This window comes from Bacillus mycoides (assembly GCF_018742245.1).
In the GTDB taxonomy this organism is placed as follows: domain Bacteria; phylum Bacillota; class Bacilli; order Bacillales; family Bacillaceae_G; genus Bacillus_A; species Bacillus_A cereus_U.
In genome coordinates this window covers 3,202,108-3,215,205 of sequence record NZ_CP036132.1, presented here as the reverse complement: position 1 = coordinate 3,215,205, position 13,098 = coordinate 3,202,108, and the positions used below count along the sequence as shown (strand labels likewise).

Here is a 13,098-nt window from a genome sequence, read left to right as displayed (position 1 = left end):
AAAGAGGAGAACATATGAAAAAGAAACTTTCCATTTTATTTAGCATTATGTGTATTTTAGTATTAGCAGCATGTGGTCAATCGAAACCTAATGAAGAGGCAACTAAAAAAACGGAAAAAAGTAATGACCCAAAAATTGCTTCAATGTCTATTCACTTAACAAATGATTTACTTGCATTAGGAATTACACCAGTAGGTTCTGTTATTGGCGGAGATTTAAAGGATTTCTTACCACACGCAAAAGAACAGCTGAAAGATACGAAGAAACTTGGCGTTGCAACAGATCCAAACATGGAAGCGTTACTTCAATTAAAGCCAACTGAAATTTATGTTGATGAAAAATATGCTGGCAAAGATTTAGCGAAATACGAAAAAATTGCAACAACACATTCTTTCAATTTAGATGAAGGTACGTGGAGAGATCATTTAAAAGAAGTAGGTAAACTTGTAAACCGTGAGAAAGAAGCGGATAAATATATTCAAGACTATGAAGAACAATCAAAACGAGTGAAAAGTTTAATAGATAAAGAGCTAGGTAATAACGAAAAAACAATGGCAATTCGCGTGACTGCAAAAGAATTACGTGTATTTAGTACGAAAAGACCGATGGGACCAATTTTGTTCCAAGACTTAGGATTACAACCTGCAAATGGTGTAGAGAAAATTGATGGAAACCGTCCTTTCGAAGTCATTTCACAAGAAGTATTACCTGACTTTGATGCAGATGCTATTTTTGTTGTCGTAAATAGGGATGATAAAGCGAAAGAAGCATTTAAACAACTACAAGAAACACCAATTTGGAAAGATTTAAAAGCTGTTAAAGGCAAGCATGTATACATTATTAATGACCAACCATGGCTTGACTATTCTGCTTTAGGTAACAAAATGGCAATGGATGAAGCGGAGAAAATGTTTACGAAATAATACAGTTTTGCTCTTAGGAAAGGACCTCTAAATTTGGAGGGTCTTTTTGTATTTTTTATTGTTTGAATAAACAAAAAATTATACAATGAAGTTAATTTAGCGAAGAGGAGATGTGCCAATGTCAGCGCTTATTGTAAGTATCCCGTTTATACAACAGTTCAAAGGACAAGGGGATAAATAGGCTAGAATAATTGTCCCCGCTATTTAAATAAAGGGGGAGTTTGAAATGACGATGAATCTTTTTCAAAATAAAACTATTAAATTATCAGCTATTAGAGAAGCAGATGCTGAAGTGATGGCTAAGTGGCAAGAGGATAGTGAATATTTAAGAAATGTAGATACAGACTTAGCATTCCCGCAATCGTTACATGAAATAGCGAGTGATGGGCTATTAAAGGGACGGAGATCCAATAGTGTTTCTTTCATGTTAAGAACAGTTCAAGATGATCGCTTAATTGGTTTTGTTGCAATTCACGGCATAGAGTGGAATAACAGAACAGGTTTATTAGCAATTGGTATAGGCGATGCAAATGATAGAGGAAAAGGATATGGGAGAGAAGCGTTGCATCTTATTTTAAAGTATGCGTTCTATGAAATGAATTTACACCGCGTTGGCCTCGATGTTATTTCTTATAATAAAGCTGCCATTGCGTTGTATAAAAAGATGGGTTTTCAGATGGAAGGGTGTATGAGAGAAGTAGTTCAGCGAGATGGAAAGTGTTTTGATCGAATGATTATGGGGATATTGCGGGATGAATGGATAGAGCTGCAGAACTAGCAAAAACATACAGAATAATTGTGTAGTGTAGGAAGAAAAGTTGTAATATTCAAGTAATAATAAGCGAAGGAGTGTACTAATGGAAGGTTTATCTTCATTAAGAGAGTGTTTATATCAGCTAGAGGAACGATTACTTAAACCAGGGGTTCGCACATCGCAAAAGGAGCTTAAAAAGATACTTGCCGCTGATTTTTTTGAGTTTGGAAGTTCTGGTAAAGTTTTATATAAAAATGAGGATATCGATAAAAATGGAATTGGTGTGGTAAAAATGACTTTGAGTGATTTTGAAGTACATCCATTATCCAAAGATGTAGCATTAACTACTTATCGAATATTCAATGAAATAAATAATCAACACTCGTTACGTAGTTCGATATGGAAATTTAGAGAAGGAAGATGGCAAATGTATTTTCATCAAGGTACACCTGCTAAATTTTAGTGAAGCTTTTTGTATGAAAAAGAAACTATAAAGAATAGAATTGTTGAATACATTAGTCTTATAAATAAAGGACTAATGAAAGTTGTCTTTCTAAAATATCTAAATTTGTTCTTAAAAGGGTCTTGTTAATAAAAGTACATTCCATATTATATATGTAGTATGCAGGAGATATAGCGGTAATTGGCGAAATTTTACAGTGTGCTGATTGAATTTATAAGGAGTTATGAAAAATGAACTTAGAAAAAAGTAAGCCAGTAAACGAAGAGGTCGCTGAATTAAAAGAACTAATTAAAGAATTGCACGGAAGTGTACACCAACTTCAAAGTGAAGTGCAGCAACTAAGGCACGAAAGACCGGTTGTTGAAGTGAGAAAAGGTGTTCAATTATCACCAACAATCATCGGACAAATTGGTGGTATGATTTTAGGTGGATTAGCAATTATAGGTATATTTTGGTGATGAAAAAAGGTATGCGGCGTAGTGCTGCATACCTTTTTTACTGTCGTTATTTGTCGGTAAGTCGATATTCGTTATCGAATCGCCGATATATTTAGAAAATCGCTGATATATTCGGAAAAACGATCGATATATTTTAAAAATCGCCGATATAATTTCATGCACTACAATTTTTACATTAAGTAACGTAAATATATATAAGCGTGTGATAATAATAATGCGATAATCGTTAAGGGGAAACCGATTTTTAAGAAGTCCATATAAGAGAATCCATGTCCTTCACGTTTTGCAATACCAGCAACGACTACGTTTGCTGATGCTCCAATTAACGTTCCGTTTCCTCCTAAGCAAGCTCCAAGAGATAACGCCCACCATAGTACTTCGATTTGCGGGGAATCGACAGATAGTCCGAGTCCTGTAGCTAAATCTTGAATAAGCGGGATCATCGTTGCGACAAATGGGATATTGTCGATTGTCGCAGATGCGATGCCAGATACCCATAAGATAAGTATAGCAGCGAAACCGATGTCGCCATTTGTTACGTCGATTACTTCTTTTGCGAGTGAAGAAATAAGTCCGATATCAATTAACCCGCCAACGAGAACGAATAGTCCAGCGAAGAAGAAAATGGTTACCCATTCAACGTGGGCAAATACATCTTCAATATCATGTTCTTTCACGCCAATTAACATAAGAAGTGTAGCACCTGTCATCGCAATAACGGCAGCGTCTACATGAATAATAGAATGAAGTACAAAGCCTAAAATAGTTAGTCCTAAAATTGTAATCGATTTTAAAAGGAGGCTTTGATCTTTAATATAATCTTTTTCATTTAATGCCATCAGTATTTTAATTTGCTCAGTTGTTGTTTTTAGTTTGTTACGATACATGAAGTAAATAATGCCTAATGTAACGATAGCGATGATAAGTACAATTGGAGCTAAGTTAAGTAAAAAGGCATTAAAGTCTAAATGCTTATTAGCCGATCCAATCATAATGTTAGGCGGATCACCGATTAGTGTTGCTGTTCCGCCTATATTTGAAAATAGTACTTCTGAAATTAAATAAGGAACAGGATTTACTTTTAAAATACGTGTAATGGATAGTGTAACAGGTACGATTAATAATACGGTTGTTACGTTGTCCAAAAATGCAGAACCGACAGCGGTTAATAGGGATAGTAATAATAAAATGCGGATTGGTTTTCCGCCAGCTGCTTTTGCTGCTTTAATAGCTACAAATTCAAATACGCCCGATTGACTCGTAATATGTACGAGAATCATCATCCCAATTAAAAGGGTGATCGTTTCCCATTGAATATGTGATGTGAAAGCAGTATGTAAATCTACAATTCCAAAAATAATCATAATAGCAGCACCGAATAATGCGATTACAGCACGATTCAATTTCTCAGAAATAATAAAACCGTACGTGACTAAAAATACGGCAATTGCAAAATAATATTGCCAATTTGCTACTTCATGTGCTGAATGTTCCAAGCATGTCACCTTCTTTAAAGTATGTATTCAATTGTCGAAATGTATCTCGCTACATTAACACGGGATAAAATATATTGTAGCAAATTCAAAAAAGAAAGAAAACTATTTAACAAAGTGAAGGAAAAAATGTGATTTTTACATATCATATAAAAAATATAAAAAACACAGTGCAAATTATTAGGAAAAGTGAGCGTTGTCCTCTAATATAGAGATAGCAATTTACATTATTTTTGCGTAAAATGGTTTAAAGAGGTGAATTCCGATGGAAATAGTAAAAGATAGTTCTCTTATTCAAAATGAAATTGAACGTTTTGTAAATAAAGATGTATATATTCATTTAGAAACAACAAACGGAGCGTATGCGTCACACTTTAATGAAAAGTTGATGACAGTTGGAGCATTCATTCGAAATGCAATTATCCGTTTTGAACGCGGGAAAATAACTGGAACCAACCCATACCGAGTTGGTTTGAAAATGGATCATGGCTGGGTATATGCAGAAGGCATTACGCACTGGGAAGTAGACGATAAAGAGCGTTTATTACTAGCAGGTCATGATAATCAAGGACGCTTAGCGGTAGCGCTTGAGTTAAGCTTAACGCCATTTAAGTAAGAAGGAGGGAAACTTATGGAGAGACATGTACTTGTTGTATTTCCGCATCCAGATGATGAAGCATTTGCTGCGGGAGGAACAATTCGCTTATTAACAGATCAAGGAGTACCTGTAACATATGCATGCGGTACTCTTGGACAAATGGGACGTAACATGGGGAAAAATGTATTCGCTAACCGTGAAACGATTCCAAATATCCGTGAAAAAGAATTAAAAGATGCATGTGAAGCGATGGGGATTCAAGATTTAAGAATGCTTGGTTTCCATGATAAAACGTTAGAATTTGAAGATGTTGATTTTGTTGCAGATAAAATTGAAGCGATTATTCAAGAAGTAAATCCATCTCGAATTATTACATTTTATCCAGAACACGGCGTACATCCAGATCATGATGCATTTGGCCGTGCTGTAGTTCGCGCTGTATCACGTATGCCAAAAGAAGAGCGTCCAGTCATTCATGCAGTTGCGATTACGAGAAATCGCGAAGCAGTACTCGGTGAGCCGGATGTTGTAAATAATATTAGTGAAGTATTTGAACATAAATTAGCTGCACTAGGCGCGCATCGTTCACAAACAGAAGCAATGCTTGAAGAAACACATGCAAAAATAAAAAACAAAGATGCAGCAACATTAAAATGGCTGCAACTTGAACAATTTTGGACTTATAAATGGGAGTAGGCTAGAAGGATATCTTCTAGTATCTCTTACATATAAAAAGCGCCGTCACTTGTGATGGCGCTTTTTTGTGCTATTGTTTCGTACTAGCCAAATACATGAGCATGTGGAATTTTTCGTCTCTTACATGATAATCGAAATAAGGTCCTGGATCTGTACAGTAACCGATATTTTCACTTTGCGTGATTTGAAATTCGTGGCCTGATAAATTTTCTTCTAAGTATTTTGGATGTAAAATATGTTCGTGAGAATTTGGATATAAGGCTGAAATGTTTTTCAAGGATTTGGCCGAACTATCATAATATGAGTATCCGCCGACAATTGTTGAACTGTTATGTAAATAGTTTTTTAGAACGTGAATTGGGAACTGCGGATTGAGCAGTGAAAAATCAGTTACTGAAAAACTATCCACAAAAACATCGATGCTAAGCGGTTTCAATGGTAGATTTAAATCGGAATTCAAAATATAAAGGACGCGTGGCTTCGGATTCATACGCTCAATTCTGTTTCTAACCTTCTTGAGCATCGCAAGTGAATAGCCACTGAATACATAGGACGCGCTTGTTTCAAGAACATCGATATATTTGGGTAGTGACACAAAAGCGTCAACGTTTGTTTCCACAATTAATTTGTTTTTCAAATCTATATTTTGTAGAACTTTTTGAAACTGAAAATTAATTTTTTCAAATAAGTTAATCATTTTGGGATTGATCTCTTTAATCGTTTCTTTATCGTAAAAATAAGATGGATAAGGAGACGTCTCGTACAAATTCGCGGTAATGATAATACCCTCTTCGATAGCTGCCTCGTATCCACAGGTACAAGTTAAACGCCCCGTGTGAATGTAAACTTTTTTAATCGTTACATCTTCCATTTCAAGTGGAATGCGGCACTTCGGACAATAGAGCAAATTTACAAAGTCAAGCGGAATTCCTGTAATATTCTCTTCTTTGGATGAAGGTGAGCTAGTTTGAGCTGCTTTTTCAATCAATTGGATAGCTTTTGATATGTCTTCTTTTTTCTTGGTTAGCTCGTCCTTTTTATCAATGAGCAAGTTGTTGTAGTAGTCGATATCCTCATGGTCTGAGAAGTTTGTGACACGCCGATATGATAAAATTCGTTGGATTTCTATCAATGAAAAATGAAATTTTTTCAGCTCAGTAATAAAAGCCATGTCGTCGAAACACAATTGGTTCATTTGATACTGGGTGTTTTTTTTGTCTGGTATTAATAATCCTAGTTCAATGTAATAACGAACGGTATCAGTCGTAACATGAAAAAGCTTCGCAAATGTACCAATTTTCATAGATGTCCCCCCAATGAAAAAAGTGGAGTTACTCCATTTTTTTCGCAAAATGACTTCAAAAAACTCTCAAATGGCTATTGACTTGGAGGAAACTCCAAGTCATATTATTAATTCAATAAGTGTGAATATTGTGAATATTTTTGACTGTATTGTAACATACATGTCACGAAAGGAGAAGGATTAGCTATGGATAAGATGGATCATATGGATACTCTCTCACTATGGACAGCGACTGCAAACAGCTATGACAAAGGAAAACCTCTTGAAGGAAATGAAGAGGCGGATGTTGTCATTATTGGCGCAGGTTTCACAGGTCTTTCTTCTGCATATCATTTGCAAAAGTTAGGGAAGAGTGTCATTGTCCTTGAGCAGGAAACAATCGGATATGGCGCAAGCGGTCGCAACGGCGGGATGGTATTGCCGGGCTATAAGTCAACGATGCAGGAGCTTGCCAAGAAGTATGGTGCCGAAGAGGCGAGGCAGCTTAACGATCTTTCTCTGCTTAGTGTTGAATTAGTGAAAAACATTATCGACGAGCATCAAATCAACTGTAACTTCAGAAAGACAGGTCACATTGTGGCGGCTTACAAAGCCAAGCATTTTGAAGGATTGAAACATGAAAGTGAATACTTAAACAAAAATTTTGGATACGAATCAAGCGTACTTAATCGAAGTCAGTTGCATCAAGAGATTGATTCTCCGCATTATTATGGCTGTTTAGTCGACAACTCGAGTTACTCATTCCAACCACTGAACTATGCAATTGGTTTGGGAGAAGCAGCTAAATCGATCGGCGCAAAAATCTTTGAGCATTCGAAAGCACTATCTATTGAGTACGGCCGAAATAGTGTAAAAGTTGTAACAGAAAAAGGTGCTGTTACTGCGAAAGACATTATTGTGGCTACAGATGGTTACTCTGGAAAAATCATGGCTGAACTGAATAAAGGCGTACTGCCAATTTCGGCACGTATTATTGCTACTGAACAGCTTCCAGAATCACTGGTGAATGCCGTCATTCCTAAAGATCGCATGGTTTTTGATACAAGCAGTTTCCTTTACTATTTCAGGCGCACACCAGATAATCGGATCATATTTGGCGGTGGCGATATTCGTCCAAACTTAGGTGATGCTGTTTATCAAAATGTTTACGATGCTATGGTTAAAATAATGCCAAAACTAGAAGGAAGCAAGATTGATTACATGTGGGGTGGATTTATCGGGGTTACAATTGATACGTTCCCGGTTATCGGTAGATCCAAAGAAGGCGCATATTTCGCAACGGGTTATACGGGCCATGGCGCGTCTCTCTCGACATTGTTTGGTAAGTTATTGGCACAATGGATCGTTACGGGGAGTGCAGGTGGATACCGATTTGAAAAGGAACGCCTCAAATCATTTCCATTCTATAATCAGAAAACGATGCTGGTCAATATAGCACATATTGGTTTCAAACTGGTAGATATTATCGCGTAAAGGAGAGGTGTTTATGGAAATTAACATGTTCATTGACGGGAAATGGGTAGAAGCATTATCAGGTGCTAGAAGAAACATTATCAATCCTGCAACCGGAGAGGTTATCGCAACGTCTGCTCATGGATCAGCAGATGATGCGAAGATAGCAATTAAGGCGGCTCGTAACGCATTTGACAGCGGAATCTGGTCGGATTTATCGGCTGATGAAAGAGCTGACTATCTATATAAGATTGCAGACCGTCTTGAAGAGAAGACAGCTGAAATTGCCCGTTTGGAAACTGCAAATAACGGTAAGGTAATCCGTGCAACAACCCATGTGGATATTCCGGTGTCGATTCAATGCTTCCGCTATTATGCTGACTTGATCAAAGGTATGAAAAAGGAATCTTACACTCGCGAGGATGCTTCGGAAACAATTATTATTCATGAACCGATTGGTGTTTGTGGACTTATTGTACCTTGGAACTTTCCGCTTATGTTAGCTGTTTGGCAAATTGCTCCTGCACTTGCCGCGGGGAATACAATTGTAATTAAGCCTGCTGACGTCACTCCTGTAAGCGTATTCAAATTGTTTGGAATTATCGAAGAGGTTGGACTTCCGGACGGAGTGGCAAACTTGGTATTGGGACCTGGTTCAAAGGTTGGGAATGAGCTTGCAGAGAGCCATGATGTTGACAAAGTTGCCTTTACCGGTGGAACAAAAACAGGTCAAAGTATTATGCGCGCAGCTGCGGGAAATATGAAAAAAATCACACTTGAACTAGGTGGTAAATCTCCACTTATTGTGTTCGACGATGTGGATTTTGAAACCGCAGTCGATAATGCGATGTTTGGTATTTTCCACAATGCTGGGCAAGTTTGTTCAGCTGCATCCCGTTTGTTTGTACAAGAGACCATTTACGATAAGTTTGTTGAAAGATTGGCCGAGCGTGCGAGCAAAATTGTAGTTGGCAACGGAGAAAGCGAGAACATCGAAATGGGAGCCCTCACAAACGAGTCTCATATGAATGAAGTTTTACATTATATAAAGAGTGGAATCGAAGAAGGGGCAAAGTTAGTTTGTGGTGGTAAGCGCTTAACAGAAAATGGGCTTGATCGAGGATTTTTCATTGCACCAACAATCTTTGCTGATGTAAATGCGAATATGTGTATTGTTAAGGAAGAGATCTTTGGTCCAGTCCTTGTTGTACAGAAATTTAAAGATGAGGAAGATGCCATCCGAAAAGCGAATGATTCCATTTATGGATTAGCCGGTGCTGTATTTACTGAAGATATGGACCGAGCAAAACGTGTTATTAGTAAACTGCGTGCGGGAATTACTTGGATTAATAGTTATCATCTCGCTTATGTTGAAGGCCCTTGGGGCGGATATAAGCAAAGTGGAATCGGCAGAGCGTTAGGTACTGTTGGGCTAGAGCATTTTATGGAAACGAAGCAAATCAATATCCACCAGCATGCCAATCCTGTAGGTTGGTATGCGAATTAATTGAGCAAAACGTGCTATATAAATTATTTATAAGGGGATATGCTCATGAAAATAGTGGACAACGGTCCGTCATCAAAAATAGAGCAACCAGAAGTAATGAATAAGCCGGTGGATGATTCAGTGCTAGGAACCAAAAGTATTCCGTTACTATATTTACGGTTTGCTTTGGCGGGAATTATGGCTAACGTAATTCTAGGAGTTGTATCGGTTGTTGATGGCTATTTCGTCAGTGGCTTTCAGGAGCTGGAAGTCGAAGGGATCGGAATTGGATTTACGGTCATGGTTATTACCCGTATGATTGGTGTTCTTTTAGGTGTGGGAGCAGGAGCGGTCATTTCACTTCGGCTTGGAAAAGGCAAGATAGAGGAAGCTAGAGGTATTATGGGACAAACTTTATGGTTTACTCTTTTCCTTTCCACTTTGTTAGCCATACTTGGATTGATCTTTGAAAATGATATTATGATTTTATTCGGAGCAAGTGATGAAGCGCTTCCATATGCGGTGCAATATAGCCGACTGCTATGGATTTCGTTGCCATTAACGATATTGGCCGTTGTATTAAGTATTTTAGCTAATATCGATGAAAAACCTATATTATCAATGAACAGTTGGTTAGTCGCAGCGGTGGTTGCTGGGACTATGGAATGGATTATGGTAGTGAAGTATGACATGGGGATGATGGGTTCTTCATGGGCTAATACGATTTCGCAATCGATTCCTGCTCTCCTAATCTTTTATTTCTGGTTTGGTAAAACAAAACTTAAGCCGAAAATGAAAGATATGATGATTAATCTCAAGAAGATTGGTGAAGTGGTTTGGACGGGCTTTGCATCTTTCTCGAGTCAGTTCATGATGTTTATTGCAATTATTTTCACCAACAACTTACTGCAAAGCTACGGTGGTGGTTTGCACGTTGCAGCTTTCACAATTCAAAACGGTTACATTACAAATCTCCTCGCCTTAGCAGCGCTCGGTGGGATGACAGGACTTCAACCGATTATTAGTTATAATTACGGTGCGGGCAACCTTGATCGTGTGAAACAAGCAATTAAGATGGGACTCATTTTTACGGTTTCCTTCTTTGTAATCGTGACAGCAATACTAATCATTTTTGCAGATCCAATTGTGGCATTTTTTTCCGGTGGTAATCCTGAATTACAGAAACTGGGTATTTGGACGACAGTTATATTCAATTGTTTGTTTACGCTTAGTGCAGTTAGTTTGCTTATCTCTGGTTATTTTGAATCACAAGAGAGAAATTGGTCCGCAACGTTTATTAGTGTAAGCAAAATATTGTTGTTCATGTTACCGTTTCTATTTATTTTCCCGAAATACTGGGGTGTAGAAGGTGTATGGTACGCTGCTCCTGCTGCAGAAATTCCAGGTGTTCTCATTGCCATATACTTTATGAAAAAAGAGTTTAAACGTTTAAAAAATACAAATGTTAAGGCAGTAGATTTATAGACTTATTCCTTCAAAATTACCAATACGAAAGAGAGAGGATCATCATGTTTTTTGCGAAAAAACTTACAGCAGAAGAAGCAGAGCAACTAGGTGCTTACACATGGGAACCGTGGGTAGGCGAACCGAATAAAGGAACGTGGCATGTAGAAGAACAGGAAGTTTTCTATGTGACAGACGGTGAAGTGTTTATTACTGTTGATGGAAAAAAGTATCATATTACAAAGGACTGGGTCGTTTCCTTAGCTAAGGATCTTGTTTGTGAATGGGATTGCCCAGTATTTCTGAAAAAGAATTATAAGATGAACCATGAGATTAATCTAAAATAATGTGAACTGGGGAGTGGACAAATGCTAAGCAGATGACTGCTCCTGCGTATTCAATAGATAAGAAATTAAAATTAGTAATCTTGAAGAAATGTATGCAAATAAGCTTACATAACGTCAAATGAATACGCTTTCTTTTGTGAGTGTAATAAATACATAGGACGGTTATCTTAAAATAGGAGGCTTCACCATGGTAGTAATGAAAAATGTACAAACGCTGAAAAATTATATTGGTGGACAATGGATAGAATCCACAAGTAAACAGGTTGAAGATGTACCAAATCCAGCAACAGGAGAGATTATTGCCCGTGTGCCGCTTTCGACTAAAGAAGATTTAGATAGAGCTGTAGCAACTGCTAAAGAAGCATTCAAAACATGGAGAAAGATCGCTGTTCCTCGGCGTGCTCGGATTCTATTTCGCTATCAACAGCTATTGATTGAAAACTGGGAAGAGTTAGCTAAACTCGTAACCTTGGAAAACGGAAAAAGTTATCAAGAAGCATACGGTGAAGTACAGCGGGGGATTGAATGTGTCGAATTTGCCGCAGGCGCACCCACTTTAATGATGGGAGAACAACTTCCCGATATTGCTACCGGTGTTGAATCAGGGATGTATCGTTACCCGATCGGAGTAATCGCAGGAATAACGCCATTTAACTTTCCGATGATGGTGCCATGCTGGATGTTTCCACTCGCGATTGCATGCGGAAATACGTTTGTATTAAAACCATCTGAAAGAACACCGCTATTGGCTAATCGCATAGCTGAACTGTTTAAAGAAGCAGGTCTTCCAGATGGAGTACTAAATATTGTGCATGGTGCACATGACGTCGTTAACGGCATTCTTGACAATGAGGATGTGAAGGCTGTATCTTTCGTTGGTTCCCAACCTGTGGCTGAGTATATATATAAAACAGCAGCAGCTAACGGCAAACGTGTACAAGCTCTTGCAGGGGCAAAAAATCATTCGATCGTATTAAAAGATGCGGACCTTAGTTCTACAGTGAAAGAAATTATAAATGCTGCTTTCGGTTCAGCTGGTGAACGATGCATGGCTGCGGCTGTTATTGTCGTGGAAGAAGACGTTGCAGATGAGCTCGTTAATAGACTGCTTCAAGAGGCTAATGCAATTACGATTGGTAATGGCCTGGAAGAAGGTGTTTTCCTTGGTCCTGTTATTCGTGAAGGACATAAAGAGCGGACACTCGGATACATTCAATCCGGTGTAGAGCAGGGAGCGACACTTATTCGTGACGGACGTGAAGACGATGCAGCAAACAGCCAAGGTTATTTTGTTGGCCCAACGATTTTTGACAATGTGACACAGGAAATGAAAATTTGGCAAGATGAAATCTTCGCACCGGTTCTTTCTATTGTACGCGTAAAAGACTTAATGGAAGCGATTCGTGTTGCTAATGCATCACCATTCGCAAATGGTGCATGCCTGTACACAAATAGCGCTAAAGCTATTCGTGAATTCCGTGAAGAAATTGATGCAGGTATGCTTGGGGTTAATCTTGGAGTTCCCGCTCCAATGGCATTCTTCCCATTCTCAGGTTATAAGAAATCCTTCTATGGTGATCTTCATGCAAATGGAAAAGATGGCGTAGAATTCTATACTCGCAAGAAAATGCTTACGGCTCGTTATTGAAAGAATGATATGA

At 38.1% G+C, this 13,098-nt stretch carries 13 protein-coding genes; 11 read left to right on the top strand and 2 right to left on the bottom strand.

The features are described 5' to 3' along the window. Positions 1-14 precede the first annotated feature (14 nt). The 4 genes from EXW56_RS16450 to EXW56_RS16435 all read left to right on the top strand — a co-directional run bounded on the left by EXW56_RS16450 (position 15) and on the right by EXW56_RS16435 (position 2,598). Positions 15-923, top strand: a complete 909-nt coding sequence (locus EXW56_RS16450) for an iron-hydroxamate ABC transporter substrate-binding protein (protein WP_215557273.1) — start codon at positions 15-17, stop codon at positions 921-923. Positions 924-1,149: 226 nt separating this feature from the next. After that, a complete protein-coding gene (locus tag EXW56_RS16445; RefSeq protein ID WP_215596777.1) occupies positions 1,150-1,701 on the top strand; it encodes a GNAT family N-acetyltransferase in 552 nt (183 codons plus the stop codon). Positions 1,702-1,780: 79 nt separating this feature from the next. Then, the gene (locus tag EXW56_RS16440; protein ID WP_002199772.1) at positions 1,781-2,140 is read left to right on the top strand and encodes a nuclear transport factor 2 family protein; all 360 of its coding nucleotides are present in this window, start codon (positions 1,781-1,783) and stop codon (positions 2,138-2,140) included. A gap of 230 nt (positions 2,141-2,370) precedes the next feature. Further along, positions 2,371-2,598, top strand: a complete 228-nt coding sequence (locus EXW56_RS16435) for a coiled-coil domain-containing protein (protein ID WP_002033458.1) — start codon at positions 2,371-2,373, stop codon at positions 2,596-2,598. 170 nt (positions 2,599-2,768) lie between these two features. Here the strand turns inward: EXW56_RS16435 and EXW56_RS16430 are convergent, their stop codons facing one another. Then, complete coding sequence (locus EXW56_RS16430) at positions 2,769-4,094, bottom strand: ArsB/NhaD family transporter (RefSeq protein WP_002111011.1); 1,326 nt, start codon at positions 4,092-4,094, stop codon at positions 2,769-2,771. A gap of 262 nt (positions 4,095-4,356) precedes the next feature. On the opposite strand from EXW56_RS16430, the gene EXW56_RS16425 reads away from it, so the two are divergent. Together EXW56_RS16425 and bshB2 are read left to right on the top strand one after the other, a co-directional pair. Further along, entirely contained in the window at positions 4,357-4,707 is a 351-nt protein-coding gene (locus tag EXW56_RS16425) for a YojF family protein (RefSeq protein WP_000407037.1), read from the top strand. A gap of 15 nt (positions 4,708-4,722) precedes the next feature. Then, positions 4,723-5,385, top strand: coding sequence for a bacillithiol biosynthesis deacetylase BshB2 (bshB2, locus tag EXW56_RS16420; RefSeq protein WP_000439466.1), 663 nt, complete (start codon positions 4,723-4,725; stop codon positions 5,383-5,385). 70 nt (positions 5,386-5,455) lie between these two features. Here bshB2 and EXW56_RS16415 read toward each other — a convergent pair whose 3' ends face one another. Beyond that, positions 5,456-6,688, bottom strand: coding sequence for a MerR family transcriptional regulator (locus EXW56_RS16415; protein ID WP_002199776.1), 1,233 nt, complete (start codon positions 6,686-6,688; stop codon positions 5,456-5,458). Between the two features lie 186 nt (positions 6,689-6,874). Between EXW56_RS16415 and EXW56_RS16410 the strand changes: the two genes are divergently transcribed. From EXW56_RS16410 to EXW56_RS16390, 5 genes are all read left to right on the top strand, one after another. After that, entirely contained in the window at positions 6,875-8,161 is a 1,287-nt protein-coding gene (locus tag EXW56_RS16410) for an NAD(P)/FAD-dependent oxidoreductase (protein WP_215557270.1), read from the top strand. Positions 8,162-8,174: 13 nt separating this feature from the next. Beyond that, on the top strand, positions 8,175-9,647 hold the full coding sequence (locus EXW56_RS16405) for an aldehyde dehydrogenase family protein (RefSeq protein ID WP_215557269.1): 1,473 nt from the start codon (positions 8,175-8,177) through the stop codon (positions 9,645-9,647). A 45-nt stretch (positions 9,648-9,692) separates the two neighbouring features. Next, positions 9,693-11,111 carry an MATE family efflux transporter gene (locus tag EXW56_RS16400; protein ID WP_215557268.1) on the top strand — a complete coding sequence of 473 codons (1,419 nt, stop codon included), beginning with the start codon at positions 9,693-9,695 and terminating at the stop codon, positions 11,109-11,111. Positions 11,112-11,155: 44 nt separating this feature from the next. Continuing rightward, positions 11,156-11,437: a cupin domain-containing protein gene (locus EXW56_RS16395; protein ID WP_215557267.1), complete on the top strand. Its 282-nt coding sequence runs from the start codon at positions 11,156-11,158 to the stop codon at positions 11,435-11,437. Between the two features lie 187 nt (positions 11,438-11,624). After that, positions 11,625-13,085 (top strand): CoA-acylating methylmalonate-semialdehyde dehydrogenase, encoded by a 1,461-nt coding sequence (locus tag EXW56_RS16390; protein ID WP_286118859.1) that lies wholly within the window; start codon positions 11,625-11,627, stop codon positions 13,083-13,085. Positions 13,086-13,098 lie beyond the last annotated feature (13 nt).